The organism is Paractinoplanes globisporus DSM 43857, assembly GCF_000379645.1.
Classification (GTDB): Bacteria; Actinomycetota; Actinomycetes; order Mycobacteriales; family Micromonosporaceae; genus Actinoplanes; species Actinoplanes globisporus.
Genome location: NZ_KB903357.1, coordinates 111,364 through 131,672, shown reverse-complemented (window position 1 = coordinate 131,672; position 20,309 = coordinate 111,364). Strand labels below are relative to the sequence as shown.

Genomic DNA, 20,309 nt, shown 5'->3' with positions numbered 1-20,309 from the left:
TGATAGTTCAGGGTTATCTCCGGGACGAATACTTGGACATACGATAGTTGGTCGTCCTACTATCTGTTCCATGGCACTCCACACCCCGGTCCATCCCGTCCGCTTCGTCACGGCGGCGAGCCTGTTCGACGGGCACGACGCGGCGATCAACGTGATGCGGCGCCTGCTGCAGTCGCAGGGCGCCGAGGTCGTCCACCTCGGGCACGACCGCAGCGTCGACACGATCGTGCGGGCCGCGGTCGAGGAGGACGTGCAGGGCGTGGCGATCTCGTCCTACCAGGGCGGCCACGTCGAGTACTTCACCTATCTGGTGGAGAAGCTCGCCGAGGCCGGCGCCGGGCACGTGCGGGTGTTCGGCGGCGGTGGCGGCGTGATCGTGCCGGAGGAGATCGCGCTGCTGGCCGAGCGGGGCGTCACGATCTTCTCGCCGCAGGACGGGCAGCGGCTGGGCCTGCCGGGCATGATCAACGAACTGATCCGGGCCTGCGACGTCGACCTCGCCGCGACGGAACCGGACGTCGAGGCCGTGCTGGCCGGCGACCCGGCCGCGCTGGCCCGGGCGATCACGGTGCTGGAGGCGGGCCGGTCGTCCTCGGCTGCCGCGGCTTTTCAACGGGTCGGCCGCACCGTGCCGGTCCTGGGCATCACCGGCACCGGCGGGTCGGGCAAGTCGTCGCTGACCGACGAGCTGCTACGCCGGCTGCGGCTCGACCAGGAGGACAAGCTGCGGGTCGCCGTGCTGGCGATCGACCCGACTCGGCGGCGCGGCGGTGGCGCGCTGCTCGGCGACCGCATCCGGATGAACGCCCTCGAGGCCGGGCGTACGTTCTTCCGCTCGCTGGCCACCCGCACCGCCGGGGCGCAGCTGCCTGAGCACCTCGACGACATCCTGGCCGCGGTGAAGGCGGCCGGCTTCGACCTGGTCATCGTGGAGACGCCGGGCATCGGGCAGGGCGACGCCGGGATCGTGCCGGTCGCCGACGTCGCGCTGTACGTGATGACGCCGGAGTTCGGCGCCGCCTCGCAGCTCGAGAAGATCGACATGCTGGACTTCGCCGACGTCGTGGCGATCAACAAGTTCGAGCGGCGCGGCGCCGAGGACGCTCGGCGCGACGTGGCGCGGCAGCTTGTGCGCAACCGGCAGGCGTTCGGCGTGCCGTGGCAGGAGATGCCGGTGTTCGGCACCAGCGCCGCCCGCTTCAACGACGACGGCGTGACCGCGCTCTACCAGCACCTGCGGGAGCTGCTCGTCGCCGAGGGACTGCCGGCGGGGGCGGGGACGCTGCCGGTCGTCGACGTCCGCACGTCGTCCGGGCTGACCAGCGTCGTGCCCTCGTCCCGCGCGCGGTACCTCGCCGACATATCCGATGCGATCCGTGAATATCACAGAACAACAGACCAACAGGCCGATGTCGTACGCCGTCGGCAGGCGCTCCGCCTCACGGCCGAGATGCTGGGGGAGGACGCGGCGGCTTCACGGGTCCGCGAGCTGCAGGCCGAGACCGACGGCGAGCTGCTGCCCGCGACCCGCGCGCTGCTGGCGGAGTGGCCCTCGCGGGTCGCCGACTACTCCGGCGACGAGTACGTCTATCGCGTACGGGACAAGGAAATTCGCACGCCGTTGACCCGCGAGACCCTCTCCGGCTCGAAGATCCGCCGGGTCGCGCTGCCCCGCACCCGGGACGAGGCGGAGCTGCTGTCGTTCCTGCGCCGACAGAACCTGCCGGGCTTCTTCCCGTTCACGGCCGGGGTGTTCCCGTTCAAGCGGGAGGGGGAGGCCCCGGCGCGGATGTTCGCCGGCGAGGGCGACGCGTTCCGCACGAACCGGCGGTTCCACCTGCTCTCGGCCGGGCAGCCGGCGACCCGGCTGTCGACGGCGTTCGACTCGGTGACCCTCTACGGCCGCGACCCGGACCTGCGGCCGGACATCTACGGCAAGGTCGGCACCTCGGGGGTCTCGATCGCCACCCTCGACGACATGAAGGCCCTCTACGACGGCTTCGACCTCTGCTCGCCGACCACCTCGGTGTCGATGACCATCAACGGGCCGGCGCCGGCGATCCTGGCGATGTTCCTCAACACCGCGATCGACCAGCAGCTCGCGCTGTCGCCCGACGAGCCGCGCGACGAGGTTGTCGCGCGCACGTTGTCGACCGTGCGCGGCACCGTGCAGGCCGACATCCTGAAGGAGGACCAGGGGCAGAACACCTGCATCTTCTCCACCGAGTTCGCGCTGCGCTGTATGGGCGACATCCAGCAGTTCTTCATCGACAACCGGGTGCGCAACTTCTACTCGGTGTCGATCAGCGGGTACCACATCGCCGAGGCGGGGGCCAATCCGATCAGCCAGCTGGCCTTCACCCTGGCAAATGGATTTACCTACGTCGAGTCGTACCTGTCGAGGGGTATGAAGATTGATGATTTTGCCCCCAACCTGTCGTTCTTCTTCTCGAACGGCATGGACGCCGAGTACACGGTGATCGGCCGGGTGGCCCGGCGGATCTGGGCGGTCGCGATGCGGGAGCGGTACGGCGCGGGGGAGCGCTCGCAGAAGCTGAAGTACCACGTGCAGACCTCGGGCCGGTCGCTGCACGCGCAGGAGATGGACTTCAACGACATCCGCACCACGCTGCAGGCGCTGTGCGCCATCTACGACAACGCCAACAGCCTGCACACCAACGCGTACGACGAGGCGGTGACGACGCCGAGCGAGCATTCCGTGCGCCGGGCCCTGGCCATCCAGATGATCATCGACCAGGAATGGGGCCTGGCCGCCAACGAGAACCCGCTGCAGGGATCGTCCGTCGTCGACGAGCTCACCGACCTGGTCGAGGAGGCGGTGCTGGCCGAGTTCGACCGGATCGCCGAGCGCGGCGGCGTGCTGGGCGCGATGGAGACCGGGTACCAGCGCGGCCGCATCCAGGACGAGTCGATGCTGTACGAGCACCGCAAGCACGACGGCACCCTGCCGCTGGTCGGCGTCAACACCTTCCTCGACCCGAACCGTGGCGACACGCCGCCGCCGACGGTCGACCTGGCCCGCGCGACCGCGGAGGAGAAGGAATCCCAGCTGACCCGGCTGGCCGACTTCCACGCACGGCACGCGACCGAGGCGCCGGCCGCGCTCGCCCGCCTCCAGCAGGCGGCGATGACCGGCGGGAACGTGTTCGCCGAGCTGATGAACGCCGTCCGCTGCTGCTCGCTCGGCCAGATCTCCGACGCGTTCTTCACCGTCGGCGGCCAGTATCGTCGCAACGTGTGAAGGACGACCTCGGGTTTTCGATGGCCTTCGCGGCCCCGCCGAGGCGGATCGTCTCGCTGGTCCCGTCGCTGAGCGAGGCGCTCGCCGTGACGGTTCCGGACCGGCTGGTGGCGGTCACGGACTGGTGCACGCATCCGCCCGGGCTCGACCTGCCCCGGGTGCGCGGCACGAAGAACCCGGACCGGGCGGCGATCGTGGCGCTGAAGCCCGACCTGGTCGTGGCCAACCAGGAGGAGAACCGCCGGCTCGACGTCGACCGGCTGCGCGCGGCCGGCGTGCCGGTGTGGGTGACGGCGATCGAGTCCCTGAACGACGCCCTGACCTCGATGCGGCGCCTCTTCACCGACGTGCTGGCCGTCGGCGAGCCGGACTGGCTGCGAGCCGCCGCCGCTGAATGGCGCCATCCGGCGCCCCGGCCACGCCTGCGGGTCGCCGTCCCGATCTGGCGTGACCCGTGGATGGTGGTGGGCGCCCGCACCTTCACCGGCGATCTGCTGGCCCGCCTGGGCCTGGACAACGTCTTCGGGACGGGCGAGGCCCGCTATCCTCGCGTCGAGCTCGACGAACTGCACGCGGCGGCCCCCGAACTGGTCCTGCTCCCCGACGAGCCGTACGTCTTCACGCCCGACGACGGCCCCGAAGCCTTCCCCGGCCTCCGGACCGTGCTCGTGCCCGGCCGCCGGCTGACCTGGTACGGCCCGTCCCTGGCCACCGCCCGCGGCGAACTGCTCGACCTCGTCCGGCCCGAGCCGTAGGCCCGGGTCAGCCGTCGACGTGGTGATCGCTCGGTTTCGTCTGGAGCAGCCAGGCGAGCGGCATCTTGGCCGACACCTCGTAGGCGTTGTCCGGCCCGAGAACGTGCAAGGTCACAGTCTGCGCGGCGTCGCGTTCGACCATCCAATATCGCGGGATTCCGGCCTGGGCGTACTCCCGGACCTTGACGACCTCGTCCATCGCGGCCGAGCCGGGTGAGACGATCTCAACGGCCAATACCAGGCCGGTCAGGGGCAGCCATACGCTGCGGGGCTGCGGGGCCGACCAGACGGTGAGGTCCGGGATGCGGCCCCCGTCGCCGTCGGGGCCGGGAATCTTGACGCCGACCGCCTGAAGTATCTGGTCGGCGGGCCAGCCGGCCATCGCGAGCCAGGCGGAGAGGCGGCTGGCGATGGCGGCGTGCTCGGAATCGGCCAGGGGCGTAACCGACAACGCTCCCTCGGGGCTCAACTCATATCGATGGCCGTGCCGGTCGGCGGCGTTCATCGCCGCAAGGTCATCGAGTGTGACGACGAGCACGCGACCACCGTACCGCCCCGGCTTTCCGGAGCTGTCGGGGAGGGACTGTCAGTACCGGTTACGGCAGTAGCTCCCTCCGACGCGTGGATCGGTGTTTGCTGGGCACGAAGGTATGGAGCAGAAGGATGAGGCTGGTGAGGCCGTGACGACGACATGGAGCGACGCTGACCTGAGCCGGATCGGCGGCACTGACGAGCTGCAGGTCAGCTCCCGGCGCGCCGACGGCACCCTGCGGCCGTACGTGACGATCTGGGCCGTCCGGGTCGGCGACGACCTCTACGTGCGCAGCGCCCACGGCCCGGACAACGGCTGGTTCCGCCGTGCCAAGGCCAGCGGCACCGGCCGCATCCGGGCCGGCGGCCTGGAACGGGACGTCGCCTTCGCCGAGGCCGACCCCGGCGCCCACGCCGGCATCGACCGCGCCTACCACAGCAAATACGACCGGTACGGCCCGCGGATCGTCGGCGCGGTCGTCGGGGCCGCCGTCGCTCCGCTGACCATCCGTCTGATCCCCGCCGAGTAGAAGGAGGCAGACCAATGGACCTTCGACCGCTCGGGCGCACCGGCGTCCAGGTCAGCAAGCTGTGCCTCGGCACCATGATGTTCGGCGACTGGGGCACCAAGGACCACGACGAGAGCATCAAGATCATCCACCGGGCGCTCGACGCCGGGATCAACTTCGTCGACACCGCCGACGTCTACTCGCAGGGGGAATCCGAGGAGATCGTCGGCAAGGCCCTGCGCGGCCGCCGCGACGGCGTCGTGCTCGCCACGAAGTTCTTCATGCCGTTCGACGACGACCCCGGCCACCGCGGCGGCTCCCGTCGGTGGATCATGAAGTCGGCCGAGAACTCGCTGCGCCGCCTGGACACCGACTATCTCGACCTCTACCAGGTCCACCGCTGGGACCCGGCGGTCGACCTGGACGAGACCCTCGGCGCGCTCACCGACCTCGTCCGCGCCGGCAAGGTGCGCTACATCGGCCACTCGACCTATCCCGCGTCCACCATCGTCGAGGCCCAGTGGGTCGCCGAGCGGCGCGGACGCGAACGCTTCGTCACCGAGCAGCCGCCGTACAACATCCTGGTCCGCAACATCGAGAACGAGGTCCTCCCGGTCGCCCAGCGGTACGGCCTGGGCGTCATCCCGTACAGCCCGCTCGCCGGCGGCTGGCTCTCCGGCCGCTACCGCAAGGACGCTCAGGACGGCCCGATGTCGCCCGCGCGGCAGCGCCTGGCCAACCGCTTCGACCTGTCCCTGCCCGAGAACCAGCGCAAGCTCGAGGCCGCGGAACGGCTGTCCCAGCTGGCCGACGAGGCCGGCCTCACCCTGATCCAGCTGGCGATCGCGTTCGTGCTGCGCCACCCGGCGATCACCGCCCCGATCATCGGCCCGCGCACGATGGACCATCTCGAGTCGCAGCTGGCCGCCGCGGACGTGGTCCTCACCGACGACGTGCTCGACCGCATCGACGAGATCATCCCGCCCGGCCTGACCATCAATCCCGCCGAGAACGGATGGGTCAGCCCGTCCCTGCACCCCACCGCCCGCCGCCGCTGAGCCGGCGCGGCGCAAAAGCGCACGGAATCCCTCAGGTCCTCCGAACGCCGGCCGATGGGCGGCTCACGTCGTGATCAAGAGCGACCGTGGGCCGAGGAGCGAACGTGGTCGGCATGAGGGCGGGATTGACGGGTCTATTCACGGTCGTGGCTTTGACCGGAGCGGGGGCGACCCCCGCCATCGCGGCGCCCGGCGAGTCGATGAGCGGCGGACCGATGACCGCGGTGATCGTCCGGACCGACTCCGGAGCCGCCCTGTCGCGGGCCGAGGCGTACGTGCGGCGGGCCGGCGGGACGGTCGACCGGGAGCTTTCGCTGATCAGCGGTTTTGCCGGGCAGGTACCGGCCGGCGCGGTCGCGTCGCTGCGGCAGTCGCCCGGAGTCGCCGAGGTCACCGCGGACGGCACGGTCCGGATGAAGGCGGACACGTGGCTCGACACCGGCGGCGCGAACTCGACGGTGGCGACCGTCAAGAGGGGCGCCGGCGGCAAGAAGGCCAACACCGTGGCGCTGACCGGCGCCGGTGTCGGCGTCGCGCTGATCGACTCGGGCGTGGCGCCGGTCGCCGGGCTCAACCAGCCGGGCAAGGTGATCAACGGGCCCGACCTGTCGTTCGAGTCGCAGACCCCGGGCCTGGCGGACACCGACACCTACGGGCACGGCACGCACATGGCCGGGATCATCGCCGGCAGCGACCCGGCGTCCGGCTTCGAGGGCATCGCCCCGGGCGCCAACCTGATCAGCCTCAAGGTGGCGGCGGCCGACGGCGCCGCCGACGTCTCCCAGGTGATCGCGGCGATCGACTGGGTGGTGGAGCACCGCAACGACGCGGGCCTCAACATCCGGGTGCTCAACCTCTCGTTCGGCACCGACTCGACGCAGAGCGAGGTGCTCGACCCGCTGTCGTTCGCGGTGGAGACGGCCTGGAAGAAGGGCATCGTCGTGGTGGTGGCGGTCGGCAACGACGGTCCCACGGCGTCCCGGGTCACGATGCCCGCCGCCAACCCGTACGTGATCGCGGTGGGCGCCGCCGACACGAACGGCACGGAGACGCTCGGCGACGACACCGTCGCCACGTTCTCCACCCGGGGCAACGCCACCCGGCACGCCGACGTACTCGCCGCCGGCCGGTCGGTGGTATCGCTGCGCGACCCGGGCTCGTACATCGACGTGAACTATCCGGCCGCGCGGGTGAGCGACCAGTTCTTCCGCGGCAGCGGCACGTCGCAAGCCACCGCCGTGGTGTCCGGCACGGTCGCGCTGTTGTTGCAGAACTCGCCGAAGCTCAGCCCGGACCAGGTCAAGAACCTCCTGATGGAGTCGGCCGACCCGCTCGGCACCGACCCGATCGCCGCCGGCGCCGGCGAGATCGACATCTCCTCGGCGGTCACGCTGAGCACGCCGAAGAAGGGGACCCAGTCCTTCCCGGCGGCCACCGGCCTCGGCAGCCTGGAAGCCTCCCGCGGGACGTCGCACGTCGTCGATGCGACCACCGGCACGGTGCTGACCGGGGAGAAGGACATCTTCGGTACGCCCTGGAACCCGGCCACCTGGACCAAGGGCGCCGCCAAGAGCACCCAGTGGACCGGCGGCACCTGGAACGGGAACGTGTGGGCCGGCACCGCCTACACCGGCAGCTCGTGGACGGCGCTCACCTGGAACATCGCCCCCTGGACCGGGACGAACTGGGCCGGCCGGGCCTGGACCGGCTCGAACTGGACCGGCCGGGCCTGGACCGCGGCCGGCTGGACCGGGCGGGCCTGGACCAGCGGTTCGTGGCTGGGCCGGGCGTGGACCGGCCGGGCCTGGACCTGAACGTCTCAGGTGGGCATCCCGGCCGCCGACTGAACGGGAGTCGATCGGGAGGGGAGGGGGTGCGTCATGACGGCTCGGGCTCGCGTCGCCGGACTGACGGCCCTTCTCGCGGCCGGCTCGGTGGCCCTGCAGAGCGCCTGGATCGGCGGGTTCCCCGCGGTCACCGGCCGGCGGGCGGCCATCGCGGTCGTCCTCGCGGTTCTGTTCGCGCTCGGCGAGCGGTTCGTCGTGTTGCTGCCGGTACGCCGTGGCTCGCACACCCTGAGCCTCAGCGAGATCCCCACCGTGGTCGGGTTGATGCTGCTTCCGCCGGGACTGGTGGCGCTGGCCCGGCTCGGCGGTGGCCTGATCGGCCTCACGGTGTTCCGGCGGCAGCGCGGCGGCAAGCTGGCCTTCAACCTGGCGCTGTACCTCACCCAGGTGACCGTGGCGGCGCTCGGGCTACGGCTGCTGGCCGGTTCGTCGGACCCGCTCCGCCCGCTGGGCTGGGCCGGCACGTTCGCGGGGACGTTCACCGCCGACCTGATCTCGATCGTTGCCATCTCCGCGGTGATCGCCATCCACGACGACAGCGTCCAGTGGCGGCGGCTGGCCGTCGCCGACGTCCGGGAACTGCTCCAGCTGCCGTTCGTGCTGGTCACCACCGCGCTGGGACTGGTCACCGCGATCGTGGTGCGGGAGGCCTGGCCGGCGTTCGTCCTGCTCGCGGTCCTGGCGCTGACCGTCCACCAGGTGTTCCGCAGCTACGCGCAACAGACCCAGGGGCACGCTCAGGTGGAGGCGGTCTATCGCTTCACCCGTACGCTCGGCGGCTCGCCGGACGCCGATCAGGTGTGCCGGCTGGTGCTCGGCCAGGTTCGCGACCTGGTTCGGGCCGAGACCGCCGAGCTGGTGCTGGCCGACGACGCCAACCCGGTCCGGATCCGGCTGAGCGGCGCCGAGGCGTACGAGATGACTGGTTTTGACGTCGATGGTGAAACCTGGTGGGGACCCGCCCTGGGCGGGCAACCGGTGCTGCTGCCGGGCACCGGGATGGCGGTGCCGGTCGCGCTCGAGGACGCCACCGGCGCCCTTGTCGTCACCGGCACCCTGCCCGACCTGGCCGCCCACACCGGCGAGCACCTGCGGTTGCTGGAGGCGCTCGGGGCGCATGCCGGCGTGGCCCTCACCAACGCGCGGTTGCTCGAGCGGCTGCGCCACGCCGGCCTGCACGACACCCTCACCGGACTGCCGAACCGCCTCAGCCTGCTGGACGCGCTCGGCAAGGCCGTCGGCCAGGCGCCGGACGGCCAGGTGGTCGGCGTCCTGCTGCTCGACCTGGACCGGTTCCAGGAGATCAACGACGCGCTCGGCCACGCGGTCGGCGACCGGGTGCTGCGCGAGATCGGCCGGCGGATCGAGGACCGGTTCGGCGGCCGGGCCACCGTGGCCCGGCTCGGTGGCGACGAGTTCGGCCTGATCGTCCCGGCCGCCCGGGATCGCGACGAGGTGCTCGAGATCGCGCACGAGCTGCATCGCGCCGTGGCCGAGGTGATCGAGGTCGGCGACCTCACGGTGACCACCCCGGCGAGCGTCGGGGTCTGCGTCGCCCCCGGCCACGGCACCGACCCGGACCGGTTGCTGCAGCGTGCCGACGTGGCGATGTACGCGGCCAAGCACGCCCGCAGCGGCGTCCGGGTCTACCGGGCCGAGGACGACCGGAACACGCCGCGCCGGCTGGCGATGCTGGCCGACCTGCGCACCGCCGTCGAGCGCGGGCTGATCGAGGTGGCCTACCAGCCCAAGGTCGATCCGGCGTCGGGCCGGGTGCTCGGCGCCGAGGTGCTCAGCCGCTGGTTCCGCGCCGACGGGCCGGTCGCGCCGGACGAGTTCATCCCGCTGGCCGAGCGGTCCGGCCTGATCCGCCCGCTCACCCGGCACGTGCTGGAGACCGCCCTGGCCGCCTGCGCGGGGTGGCGGCGGGACGGCCACGAGCTGACCGTGGCCGTGAACCTGTCCCCGCAGATGCTCGCGGACCAGGCGCTGGCCGGTGAGGTTCGGGATGCGTTGCGCCGGCACGGCCTGCCGGCGGCGGCGCTGACCCTGGAGATCACCGAGACCGGCATCATGGCGGATCCGAGCGGCAGCGCCGTCACCCTGGCGGCGCTGCGGGCGATCGGTGTGAAGCTGTCCATCGACGACTTCGGCACGGGGCACTCGTCGCTGGGACGGCTCGCCGACCTGGCGATCGACGAGGTGAAGATCGACAAGAGTTTCGTACGGGACGTCCTCGCGCATCCCGGCCGGCGCGCGGTCACCGAGGCGGCGCTGCACCTCGGGCGGGCCCTCGATCTGCTGGTGGTGGCCGAGGGCGTGGAGACCCGGGAGGAGCTCGACTACCTGCGCGCCGCGGGCTGCGGGGCGGTCCAGGGCTATTACCTGTCCCGGCCGCTGCCGCCCGCGGATTTCACCGCCTGGCTGGTCACTCAGGCGGCGTTGACCGCCTGACGAACGGTGTCAGCCCGTCAGGAGGTGCCTCGCCATCACGATGCGCTGCACCTGGTTCGTACCCTCGTAGATCTGGGTGATTTTGGCGTCTCGCATCATGCGTTCGAGCGGATAGTCCTTGACGTAGCCGTAGCCGCCCAGCAGCTGGACCGCGTCGGTGGTGATGCGCATGGCGGCGTCGGAGGCGTGGCACTTGGCGGCGGCGCCGAAGAAGGGCAGGTCGGGGTCGTTGCGCTCGGACTTGGCGGCGGCGGTGTAGACCAGCTGGCGGGATGCCTCGAGGGTCATGGCCATGTCGGCGAGCATGAACTGGATGCCCTGGAAGTCGGCGATGGCCTTGCCGAACTGGCGGCGCTCCTTCACGTACGCGACGGCGTGGTCGAGGGCGCCCTGGGCGATGCCGACGGCCTGGGCGCCGATGGTGACGCGGGTGTGGTCGAGAGTGCGCAGGGCGAGTTTGAGGCCGTCGCCGACGGGGCCGACGCGGCGGTCGTCGCCGAGGCGGACGTTGTCGAACAGCAGCTCGCGAGTGGGTGAGCCCTTGATGCCCAGCTTGCGTTCGGGCTCGCCGTAGGTGAAGCCCTCGTCGCCGTCCTCGACCACGAAGGCGGTGATGTTGCGGCCGCGCGGGCCGTCGGGGTCGGTGACGGCCAGGACCGTGTAGTACCGCGACGCGCCGGCGTTGGTGATCCAGGACTTCTGCCCGGTCAGCACCCACTCGTCGCCGTCGGCGATCGCGCGGGTGCGCATGCTCGCCGTGTCGGAGCCGGCCTCGCGCTCGGACAGCCCGTACGAGAACATCGCCTCGCCGCGGGCCACCGGCGGCAGGTAGCGCTGCTTGACCTCGTCGGAGCCGCCGAGGATCAGCGGCATCGTGCCCAGCTTGTTGACCGCGGGGATCAGGGACGAGGAGGCGCAGGCGCGGGCGACCTCCTCGATGACGATACAGGTGGCGAGCGCGTCGGCGCCGGCTCCGTCGTACTGCTCGGCGATGTGCGGGGCGTGGAAGTCGGCCGCGCGCAGGGCGTCGTAGGCCTCGACCGGGAAGCGGGACCGATCGTCGACATCCGACGCGTACGGCGCGATCTTGTTGTCGGCCAGGGCACGGATCGCCTCGCGCAGCTCGTTGTACTCGTCGGGCAGCCGGTACACGTCGAAGCTCATGCGTCCGATAGTAGGACGTCCGACTATTGGATGTCCATGCGCCGACCGATCTGCCGTACGATGTCGAGGTGAGCGCACCCGACCGCCTGCACCTGGACCCCATCGCCGAGGCGCGCCGCCAGTGGGCCGACCACGGCTGGGAGGATGCCGCGGACGGGATGGCGGCCGTGACCTCCCTCATGCGCGCCCAGCAGATCGCCCTCGCCCGGGTCGAGACCGTCCTGCGCCGGCACGGCGTCACGTTCGCCCGCTACGAGGTGCTGATGCTGCTCCTGTTCAGCCGGGCGGGCTCGCTGCCGATGGCCAAGATCGGGCAGCGCCTGCAGGTTCATCCCACGAGCGTCACCAACGCCGTCGATCGGCTCGAGGCGGCCGGTCTGGTCCGGCGCACGTCGCATCCCACCGACCGGCGCGCGACCCTGGTCGACCTGCTCGACCCCGGGCGCGAGCTCGCCCTGGCGGCGACCAAGGAGCTCAACGACGAGGTGTTCACCGCGCCGGGCATCGCGCCCCCTGGCGTCACCACGCTGGTCGACATTCTCACCGAGCTGCGCCGCGACGCCGGCGATTTCTGAGCGGCCGTACGGGCGGGGGCCGCGGGGTTCCGTCGCATAATTCAACGGGCGTTGACTTTCATGCCCGTCGAACTTATCGTCGGCGGCGGACTCCTCAACCGTGGAAATTCGAGAAGGGCTCTCCGCCATGACCGACGAGAGCGCGATCATCGAGGTATCCGGGCTGGTCAAGTCGTTCGGGCAGTTCCGGGCGCTCGACGGGCTGGACCTGAGCGTGGCCCGCGGCGAGGTGCACGGCTTCCTCGGTCCCAACGGCGCCGGCAAGTCGACCACCATCCGGGTGCTGCTCGGTCTGCTCAGGGCCGACGCCGGTCATTTGCGGCTGCTCGGCGGCGATCCGTGGCGCGACGTGGTGAGCCTGCACCGCCGGTTGGCATACGTGCCCGGCGACGTGATGCTGTGGCCCGGCATGACCGGCGGCGAGGCGATCGATCTGCTCGGCAAATTGCGGGGCGGCCTGGACGAGACCCGTCGCAAGGAGCTGCTGGAGCGCTTCGATCTCGACCCGACCAAGCGCGGCCGGCAGTACTCCAAGGGCAACCGGCAGAAGGTGGCCCTGGTCGCCGCGCTCGCCTCCGACGTCGACCTGCTCATCCTGGACGAGCCGACCTCGGGCCTGGACCCGCTGATGGAGGCGATCTTCCAGGAGGAGATCGCCAAGGAGAAGGCGCGCGGCCGCAGCGTGCTGCTGTCCAGCCACATCCTGAGCGAGGCCGAGGCCCTGGCCGACCGGGTCAGCATCATCCGCGCCGGCAAGGTCGTCGAGACCGGCACGCTCGACCAGCTGCGGCAGCGCACCCGCACCACCGTCCACGCCGTCTTCGCCGACCCGCCCGCCTCCCTCGACGGCCTGCACCTCGTGCACGACGCCCGGCTCAAGGAGGGCCGGTTCACCGGCACGGTCGACAACGACCAGCTCAGTGCCGCGATGGCCGAGCTCAGCCGGTACCGGCTCACCTCGCTGACGGTGGCGCCGCCGTCCCTCGAGGAGCTCTTCCTTCGCCAGTACGGCAACGGGGACGCGGCATGAGCCAGGTCTTGACCGGTGCGCGGCCGCTGCTGCGCGCCTCGCTCAAACAGGACGCCCGCAACATCGGCCCGTGGATCGTCCTGATCTCCGCGCTGTCGGCGACGTCGGTTCTCGCCTACGGGTGGGTGTTCCCCGACCTGCAGGACCGGCTGCAACTGGCGGCGACGCTCGGCTCGAACCCGGCGCTGAGTCTGATCTTCGGACCGGCCCGCGACCTGATGACCGCCGACGGCTTCAACGCCTGGCGGGCCGGGGCGCTCGGCACGTTCTTCGCCGGACTGATGACCATCTTCATCGTGGTCCGCAACAGCCGCGCCGCCGAGGACTCCGGCCAGGCCGAGCTGCTGGCCTCCGGGGTCATGGGCCGCCAGACCCGCCTGGCCGTCGCCACGCTCATGGCGGTGCTCGCGTCGATCGCCCTCGGCATCGTGTCCTGGCTGCTGACCATCGCGTGCGGCGGGGGCCTGCTGAACTCGCTCGCGCTGTCCTCGACGTACACGGCCTCGGGTTTGATGTTCGCCGGGGTTGCCGGCATCGCGGCCCAGCTCGGCTCGGACGCGCGCACCGCGAACAGCATCGCCGTCGCCGTGCTGGGCATCACCTTCGTCGTGCGCGGTTACCTCGACGCCAGCCAGGCTTCGCCGTGGGCCACCTGGCTGACCCCGCTCGGCTGGCTGGAGGAGGTCCGCCCGGCCACGGAGAACAATGCCTGGCCGCTGCTGCTCGCCCTGGGCCTCGCCATCGCGCTGACCGGTGTCGGGCTGGTCCTGCACGCGCGCCGCGACTTCGGCCAGGGCGTGGTCGCACCCCGTCGCGGCCCGGCCCGAGGTGGCTGGGTGGCCAGCGTGTGGGGTCTCGCGCTGCGGATCAACCGGGGCTCGCTGATCTCGTGGCTGGTGGCGTTCGCCGGGCTCGGCGCGGTGTTCGGCTTCCTGGCGACCTCGGTCGGCGACATCCTCGCCGACAGCCCGCTGGTCAAGTCGAACGCGACCACCGAGGGCGGGCTGATCTTCGCCTTCATCGTGACGATCCTCCAGCTGGCCGGCATCATCGCGGCGGTCTTCGGGGTGCAGATCGTCATGCGCGTGTACGCCGAGGAGATCGACTACCGGGTCGAGCCGGTGCTTGCCGGCGCGGTCAGTCGGTCCAAATATTTGGCCAGCAACGCGGTCATCGCCTTCGCGGGGCCCGCGGTCGCGCTGCTGGTCGCCGGGACCGTGATCGGGTTGATCGCGTCGGCCGCCGAACCGAGCATCGCCGCCGGGGACGTCATCCTCCAGGCGGCGGCGACGATCCCCGCGGTGTGGGTCCTGGTCGGCCTGGCCCTGGCCACGGTCGGCGCCAACCCGCGCGCCCGGCTGGCCGGCTGGCTGGGCGTGGTCGCCGTCTTCGCGCTGACCCTGCTCGGGCCGCTGTTCCGGCTGTGGGACTGGATCCTGGGCATCAGTCCGCTGTGGCATGTCCCCAACGTGACGGTCCCGAGCCCGGACTGGTCCGGTCTCGGATGGGTGAGCCTCGTGGCGGTCCTTCTTACCGCCGTGGCGTTCGCCGGCTTCCGGCGCCGCGACGTTCTCTGACCTCCGGCGGTGCGGGCGACCTGCCTTCCGGCCGATCGCCCGCGCCGCCCCCGGCGTCAACTGCGGTAGCGGAAGACGATGCGGCCCCGGGTGAGGTCGTACGGGCTCAACTCGACGAGCACTCGGTCGAACGGCAGGATCTTGATGTAGTTCTTCCGGATCTTTCCGCTGATGTGGGCCAGGACCTTGTGGCCGTTCTGGAGCTCCACGCGGAAGGTGGCATTGCGCAGGCATTCGAGGACGGTGCCCTCGAGCTCGATGCCGTTCGATGTTCTAGGCATGGTCAGCGCCTCCTCTCGTTCGCGGTCATCGCATGACCAGCTCGAGGGTGCTGCCGGTGCGCCGCGCGCCGAAGCCCTCGAACAGTGCCGTCGCGGCGACATTGGATTCGGTTATCTCGGCCGAGGCCGTCTTCTTGCCGACGGCGTGCAGCGCGCCCAGCGTGTGGGCCAGCAGCGCCCGGGCGATGCCGCGGCGTCGATGGTCAGTCCGTACGGCGATCAGACCTATTCGCGGCAGCCGGGTCACCATCGTGACCCGCAGCAGACCGACGTACTCGCCGTGCGCGGCGGCCACGGCATAGTGCGCCGGGTCGAGCACCGGGCGGGCCAGCACCTCGGCCGGCATGTCCGGCCATCCCGGGCCGACCTCGTCGCGGATGGTGCGGTCCAGGGCCTGGAGCGCAGCCTGCTCGGCGGTGCCGCAGGCCTTGATCGTCACGCCCGGCGGCGGCTCCGCCGAGCCGGGGTCTTCGGGGCTGGCTGCGGGGCCGGCGGCCCCGAGGCTGGCGGCTCCACGGCTGGCTGCGGGGCTGGCGGCCCCGAGGCTGGCGGCCCCGAGGTCGGCGGCACCGGGGGTGACGGCCGGGGAGTCGGGGCCGGTCGGCAGGGCGTACTCCCATTCCCGGCGCCGGGTCGTGAAGCCGGCTCGCCGCCACCGGGCGGTCAGGTCGAGGTCGGCCTCGTCGACCACGGTGTGCAGCGGCCGGGGCAGGGCGGCCGGCATGACCTCAGCCAGCCGGTCGAAGGCCGCGTCGTGCCAGGCGTCGATGCTGACGAACAGCCGCCCGTCGGGCCGCCGCGACGTCTCGCCCCGGCCGACGACGAGGTCGTCCTCCAGCACATGCCATCGTTCCGGCGCGACCCGGGAAATCAGCAGAGCGTGCGGGGATTCCACAGGATTCATAGGTTGGTGCCTTTCGGGATCGCCAGATGGGGGCGCTCCCGGGCGTCACCTATGTCAGTGGCCGGTCCGTGACGGCGAGGGGAGCACCCACTCGAAACAAACGTTCACGGGTCTCACCTCCTCAAGCACTGTCACGGCGGGACGAAAGCTACCAGGCTGCCCGTCAAACCGTCCAACCATTTAACGCCCAGATTCTTGGGATACCGCCGAGGCGCCATTGGTATGAACGTCCAAAGAATGATGAAGAGGCTGATCACCGCCGGACTGGCGGCATGAAGGCGTGGACCGGCGTCCGCGACGCCACCCGGCCCCCGTCGGTCTGCCCGCAGACCTTCTCGTACCCGCCGGGATCGCCCGTGCAGTTCCAGGGCGCGGACGACTGCCTGTACCTCGACCTGCACGTCCCGCGGGACGTCGGCGGGCCGATGCCGGTGATGGTCTTCGTGCACGGCGGCAACACCGGGGGAGGCAGCGTCGACGACCCGAGGCCGGTCTCCGGCGGCGGGAACGTCATCGTGGTGACCGTCAACTACCGGCTCGGCGCGCTCGGTTTCCTGCGCGACCGGTCGCTGCACGACCCGGACGCGGGCAACTTCGCGCCGGCCGACCAGCAGGCCGCGCTGCGCTGGCTGCGTACCGATATCGGGGCCTTCGGTGATGCCCAGCCCGGGCCTGACCGGGCCCCACGGCAGGGGCTGGCGGCCGAGCTGATCCGCCGGTGGACCACGTTCGCCCGCGACGGGCGGCCCGGCGCCGGATGGGACGAGAACCGACGGGACGACGCCCTGTCGTTGTCCAGCACCCGGATCGCGCCGGTCGACGTGGGACGGGAGCACCGGTGCGGGTTCTGGCGTTCCGGTCCGCTACGGGTCGACCAGGCCTGACTGGTAGGCGAAGACGACGAGTTGTGCTCGGTCCCGCGCGCCCAGCTTGACCATGGCCCGGCTGACGTGGGTCCGGGCCGTCGCCGGGCTGACCACGAGCCGCCCGGCGATCTCCTCGTTGCTGAGCCCCTCACCGACCAGCGCGACGACCTCCGTCTCGCGGTCGGTGAGCGTGTCGAGCCGCGGGTGCGGTTTCCGGGCCCGCGACGGGCGGGTGGCGAACTCGCGTACGACCCGGCGGGTCACCGACGGCGACAGCAGCGCCTCGCCCTCGGCGACCAGGCGGATGGCCCGCAGCATCTCGGCCGGCTTGGTGTCCTTGGTGAGAAACCCGCTGGCGCCGTGGCGCAGCGCGTCGAAGACGTACTCGTCGAGCTCGAACGTGGTCAGCACGATCACCCGCGTACCGCTCATCGTCGCGTCGGCGGTGAGCCGGCGGGTCGCCTCGATCCCGTCGATGCCGGGCATCCGCACGTCCATGAGCACCACGTCGGGGTGGGTCTCCCGGGCCACCGCCACCGCGGCCAGCCCGTCGGCGGCCTCGCCCACCACCCGCATGTCGTCCTCGGACCCGATCAGAGCGCTCAGCCCCAGGCGTACGAGATCCTGGTCGTCGGCGATGAGAACCCCGATCATGACCCGGCCACCGGCAGCACCGCGTGGACCCGGAATCCGCGGCCCGGCAACGGCCCGGCCGTCAGCTCGCCGCCCAGCGCGGTCGCCCGCTCGCGCATGCCCGCGATGCCGGTGCCGTGGTGCGACGGTGCTCCGCCGATGCCGGTGTCGGTCACCTCGAGCTCGACCGTCTCAGTCCCGTACCGGATGGTCACCTCGGCGTTCGCCGCGCCGGCATGACGGAGCACATTGGTCAGAGCCTCCTGCACGATCCGATAGGCGGCCAGATCGACCACGCCCGGCAGAACCTCGGGTGGCGTCCCGTCGATCGTCAGGAACACCGGCAGACCGGCGTCGGCGAGCCGTTCACGCAGCGCGGGCAGCTGACCGAGCCCGGGCATCGGCGTGCGGTCGTAGCCCCGGCGCACGGCCACCAGCGTCGCCCGGAGCTCGTCGAGTCCCTGTTTGCTCGTACGGCTGATCGCGGTCAGCGCGGCCTCCGTCTGCTCGGGCTTGCGGTGCAGCAGGTGCAGCGCGATCTCGGCCTGCATGTTGATGGCGGCCAGCCCGTGGCCCACGACGTCATGGACCTCCTGGGCGACCCGCAGCCGCTCGTCGTCGGCGATCCGCCGGGCGGCATCGAGGCGGGCGCGGGCGGTTGCCTCCCGGCTCAGCCGCACCGTGGCGCCCACCGCGAAGGGCACCACCACCCAGGCCGCGGCCGGGGCGAGCCCCGCGATGCCCGGATCGCCGTCGAACGGGACGAACGCGTGCACGCTCACCGCCACCAGGGCGGCACCGGCGAAGACGGCGGCCGGACGCAGCGGCAGCTCGGCCGCCACCGTGTACACGGCGACCAGGAAACAAAACATGATCGATCCGTACGCGTAGTCGCCGTTCAGGTAGGCGGTGGTGGCGGCGGTGACCACGGCGAGCGTGACGACCGGCCAGCGGCGGCGGACGGCCAGTGCCGCCGCCGCGACCGCGATCAGCACGTCGCTCACCGTGTCCAGGGGCGTGGCGCCGGGCTGGTTCTGAGCCGCGAACCTGGTCGTGACCAGCCCGAACACCAGCAACACCGCGGCGAGCAACCCGTCGGCGAGCCAACGGCGGACCGAAATGACGTCCACGAAGTTAGAGAATGTCACGGCGGCGCAGGACAAGCGCGCCGGCGACGAGGAAACCGGCCAGGTAGAGCGCGACGACCAGCGCCGCCTGGCTCCCGCCGACGAGGGCGTCGACGCCCGGGGTGTCCGGCGTGCTGCCGAGCGCGGCGGCCAGGGCGCCCGCGTTCGGCCCGGGCAGCCCCTTCTGCGCCTGCGCGATCCAATCCACCAGCGGCGCGGCCAGACCCGCGAGCAGGTTCTGTACCGCCAGCAGCCAGACCAGGCCGAGGCCGAGCGCCAGGGCGACCCCGCGCAGCAGCACCGCGAGCACCACCCCGAACGCGGTCCACATGGCCGCGATCAGCCAGCCCGCACCCAACCCGGTCGCGAGGTCGCCGATCGACGGGAACGCCATCGGCTGGTCCTCGACCGCCGCGATGATCAGGCTGGCGGCCGCGCCGGCCACGAAGAGCGCCAGCACGAACGCGAGCGCCGCGACGGCGAGGGCCGCGAGCTTTCCCGCGTACACGGCAAGCCGCGACGGGCCCAGGGTCAGCACCGTCTTCCAGGTGTCCCAGCCGTACTCGCTGCCGACCGCCAGCACGCCCAGGATGACCAGGATCGCGCCGAGGAAGACCGGCAGGCCGGCGACGGAGTTGCCGACCAGTTGCGCCGGAATCATCGCCGCGAGACCGCGGTCGGCCGTCGGACCACCGGTGCCACTGCGGTAACCGGCGTACGGAATCACGTACGTGAACAGCAGGCCGAGCACGAGCGCCACCGCCAGCAGCAGCCAGTTCGCCGGGCGCTTGACCAGCTTGAACAGCTCGGCCGTGACGTTACCCCACATCAGTCTCACCCCCGGTGAGCTCGAAGAATGCCTGTTCCAGATCGCGTTCGACGGTCCGCAGCTCGCTGACCGTCACCCCGGCCGTCACCAGCGACGTGTTGATCTCACCGGCCCGGTCGGCGCCGACGGCGAGGTTCAGGCCCCCGTCGGCCAGGGTCACCGCCTCGGCGCCGAGCAGCTCCCGCGCCCGCGCCGCCGCCCGGTCGAGCGGCGCCGCGACCACCCGCAGATCGGCGCCGCCACGCAGCTCGGCCACGGTGCCCTCGCGAACCAGCCGGCCGCGGAAGATGACACCGACCCGGTCGCAGATCTGCTGCACCTCGCCGAGCAGATGGCTCGACACCAGCACCGTGCAGCCGGCCGCGCCGAGCCGGCGGACCATCGTGCGCATGTCGGCCATCCCGGCCGGGTCGAGACCGTTTGTCGGCTCGTCGAGGATCAGCAGCCGCGGGTCCTTCAGCAGCGCCGCGGCCACGCCGAGGCGCTGCTTCATGCCCAGGGAGTACTTCGCGTACTTGTCGCCGGCCCGCCCGGACAGATCCACCATCTCGAGGACCACGTCGACCCGCCGGGCGGCGACACCCGCGTGCCGGGCGAGCACGCGCAGGTTGTCCCGGCCCGACAGGTACGGATAGAACGCGGGCCCCTCGATCAGGGCGCCAACTGAGGGTTGCGAGCCCGGGGGGCGGCCGTTCAACAGCACCGTGCCCGCCGTGGGCCGGACCAGACCGAGCAGCATCCGCAGCGTCGTGGTCTTGCCGGCGCCGTTCGGGCCGAGGAAGCCGTACACCTCGCCGGCCCGGACGGTGAGATCGAGATTCTGTACGGCGAACAGTTCGCCGTACCGTTTGGTCAAACCTTTCGTGACGATCGGTTCCATGACCACGACTGTGCCCGGCCCGGAGAC

Annotated in this window: 18 protein-coding genes; 10 read left to right on the top strand and 8 right to left on the bottom strand. The window is 71.5% G+C overall.

Annotated elements, in window-relative coordinates:
* The first annotated feature begins 70 nt into the window (after nt 1–70).
* Entirely contained in the window at nt 71–3,262 is a 3,192-nt protein-coding gene (gene icmF / locus A3CQ_RS0148410; protein ID WP_020518208.1) for a fused isobutyryl-CoA mutase/GTPase IcmF, read from the top strand.
* Nucleotides 3,263–3,282: 20 nt separating this feature from the next.
* On the top strand, nt 3,283–4,017 hold the full coding sequence (locus tag A3CQ_RS0148405; RefSeq protein WP_040434280.1) for a helical backbone metal receptor: 735 nt from the start codon (nt 3,283–3,285) through the stop codon (nt 4,015–4,017).
* Between the two features lie 7 nt (nt 4,018–4,024).
* On the opposite strand, the gene A3CQ_RS0148400 is transcribed toward A3CQ_RS0148405, so the two are convergent.
* Nucleotides 4,025–4,555 (bottom strand): Uma2 family endonuclease, encoded by a 531-nt coding sequence (locus A3CQ_RS0148400; RefSeq protein ID WP_020518206.1) that lies wholly within the window; start codon nt 4,553–4,555, stop codon nt 4,025–4,027.
* Between the two features lie 142 nt (nt 4,556–4,697).
* On the opposite strand from A3CQ_RS0148400, the gene A3CQ_RS0148395 reads away from it, so the two are divergent.
* The 4 genes from A3CQ_RS0148395 (at nt 4,698) to A3CQ_RS0148380 (ending at nt 10,416) form a co-directional block, all read left to right on the top strand.
* Nucleotides 4,698–5,078: a DUF2255 family protein gene (locus A3CQ_RS0148395; RefSeq protein ID WP_026207042.1), complete on the top strand. Its 381-nt coding sequence runs from the start codon at nt 4,698–4,700 to the stop codon at nt 5,076–5,078.
* 14 nt (nt 5,079–5,092) lie between these two features.
* Nucleotides 5,093–6,115: an aldo/keto reductase gene (locus A3CQ_RS0148390; RefSeq protein WP_020518204.1), complete on the top strand. Its 1,023-nt coding sequence runs from the start codon at nt 5,093–5,095 to the stop codon at nt 6,113–6,115.
* A 146-nt stretch (nt 6,116–6,261) separates the two neighbouring features.
* Nucleotides 6,262–7,929 carry a S8 family serine peptidase gene (locus tag A3CQ_RS0148385; RefSeq protein WP_245577683.1) on the top strand — a complete coding sequence of 556 codons (1,668 nt, stop codon included), beginning with the start codon at nt 6,262–6,264 and terminating at the stop codon, nt 7,927–7,929.
* A gap of 66 nt (nt 7,930–7,995) precedes the next feature.
* A complete protein-coding gene (locus A3CQ_RS0148380) occupies nt 7,996–10,416 on the top strand; it encodes a putative bifunctional diguanylate cyclase/phosphodiesterase (RefSeq protein WP_020518202.1) in 2,421 nt (806 codons plus the stop codon).
* 9 nt (nt 10,417–10,425) lie between these two features.
* Here the strand turns inward: A3CQ_RS0148380 and A3CQ_RS0148375 are convergent, their stop codons facing one another.
* Entirely contained in the window at nt 10,426–11,580 is a 1,155-nt protein-coding gene (locus tag A3CQ_RS0148375; RefSeq protein ID WP_020518201.1) for an acyl-CoA dehydrogenase family protein, read from the bottom strand.
* 68 nt (nt 11,581–11,648) lie between these two features.
* Between A3CQ_RS0148375 and A3CQ_RS0148370 the strand changes: the two genes are divergently transcribed.
* The 3 genes from A3CQ_RS0148370 to A3CQ_RS0148360 all read left to right on the top strand — a co-directional run bounded on the left by A3CQ_RS0148370 (nt 11,649) and on the right by A3CQ_RS0148360 (nt 14,762).
* Nucleotides 11,649–12,155, top strand: a complete 507-nt coding sequence (locus A3CQ_RS0148370; RefSeq protein ID WP_026207041.1) for a MarR family transcriptional regulator — start codon at nt 11,649–11,651, stop codon at nt 12,153–12,155.
* A 127-nt stretch (nt 12,156–12,282) separates the two neighbouring features.
* A complete protein-coding gene (locus tag A3CQ_RS0148365) occupies nt 12,283–13,185 on the top strand; it encodes an ABC transporter ATP-binding protein (RefSeq protein WP_020518199.1) in 903 nt (300 codons plus the stop codon).
* Entirely contained in the window at nt 13,182–14,762 is a 1,581-nt protein-coding gene (locus A3CQ_RS0148360) for an ABC transporter permease (protein WP_020518198.1), read from the top strand. The genes A3CQ_RS0148365 and A3CQ_RS0148360 overlap by 4 nt, the downstream gene beginning before the upstream one ends.
* A gap of 56 nt (nt 14,763–14,818) precedes the next feature.
* Here A3CQ_RS0148360 and infA read toward each other — a convergent pair whose 3' ends face one another.
* Both infA and A3CQ_RS63885 read right to left on the bottom strand, forming a co-directional pair.
* Entirely contained in the window at nt 14,819–15,043 is a 225-nt protein-coding gene (infA, locus tag A3CQ_RS0148355; RefSeq protein WP_020518197.1) for a translation initiation factor IF-1, read from the bottom strand.
* 25 nt (nt 15,044–15,068) lie between these two features.
* Nucleotides 15,069–15,947, bottom strand: coding sequence for a GNAT family N-acetyltransferase (locus tag A3CQ_RS63885; RefSeq protein WP_026207040.1), 879 nt, complete (start codon nt 15,945–15,947; stop codon nt 15,069–15,071).
* Nucleotides 15,948–16,219: 272 nt separating this feature from the next.
* Between A3CQ_RS63885 and A3CQ_RS0148345 the strand changes: the two genes are divergently transcribed.
* Entirely contained in the window at nt 16,220–16,831 is a 612-nt protein-coding gene (locus A3CQ_RS0148345) for a carboxylesterase family protein (RefSeq protein ID WP_026207039.1), read from the top strand.
* Here A3CQ_RS0148345 and A3CQ_RS0148340 read toward each other — a convergent pair.
* The 4 genes from A3CQ_RS0148340 to A3CQ_RS0148325 are packed head-to-tail and all read right to left on the bottom strand — an operon-like array spanning nt 16,811 to nt 20,282.
* Complete coding sequence (locus A3CQ_RS0148340; RefSeq protein WP_020518195.1) at nt 16,811–17,467, bottom strand: response regulator transcription factor; 657 nt, start codon at nt 17,465–17,467, stop codon at nt 16,811–16,813. The two genes, A3CQ_RS0148345 and A3CQ_RS0148340, sit on opposite strands and share 21 nt — an antisense overlap.
* The gene (locus tag A3CQ_RS0148335) at nt 17,464–18,576 is read right to left on the bottom strand and encodes a sensor histidine kinase (RefSeq protein ID WP_020518194.1); all 1,113 of its coding nucleotides are present in this window, start codon (nt 18,574–18,576) and stop codon (nt 17,464–17,466) included. Before A3CQ_RS0148335 ends, A3CQ_RS0148340 begins: the two co-directional genes overlap by 4 nt.
* Before the next feature lie 4 nt (nt 18,577–18,580).
* On the bottom strand, nt 18,581–19,402 hold the full coding sequence (locus tag A3CQ_RS0148330) for an ABC transporter permease (protein ID WP_020518193.1): 822 nt from the start codon (nt 19,400–19,402) through the stop codon (nt 18,581–18,583).
* Nucleotides 19,392–20,282 (bottom strand): ABC transporter ATP-binding protein, encoded by an 891-nt coding sequence (locus A3CQ_RS0148325; protein ID WP_020518192.1) that lies wholly within the window; start codon nt 20,280–20,282, stop codon nt 19,392–19,394. Before A3CQ_RS0148325 ends, A3CQ_RS0148330 begins: the two co-directional genes overlap by 11 nt.
* Between the last annotated feature and the right edge of the window lie 27 nt (nt 20,283–20,309).